Below are 313 nucleotides of genomic sequence, written 5' to 3'. Positions count from 1 at the left end.
GTCAAAGTGTTTGATCGGCATGGGACCGATCAAGCGGCTGCGTTTCTAGCTGATTTGGCCGAGAAACACGATCTCTCGGACACGGTGTTTCTCGTTGATGGCTATGGATATCGGACTGCCCTCTTCCGAATTGGATTGAGCGGTCGGCTCGACTACACAGAGCGAAACCTGATCGAAAAGTGGTTTCACACGCTCAAACAGCGGATCGACCGCTTCCATACGTCATGGGTGGGCAGTCGGCCGAGCGTTCAGCAGTGGCTTGAGCAGTTTGTGCATTACTATAACCGTCAGAGACCGCATCAATCGCTTGAAA

The 313-nt window shown here is 52.7% G+C and carries 1 protein-coding gene; it reads left to right on the top strand.

Annotated elements, in window-relative coordinates:
- On the top strand, positions 1-313 hold a 313-nt coding region (locus AC1XDK_RS30860; protein ID WP_483353839.1), incomplete at both ends, for an integrase core domain-containing protein.

The organism is Haladaptatus sp. HS23 (genome assembly GCF_056892285.1).
This window is presented reverse-complemented; position numbering and strand designations above follow the sequence as displayed.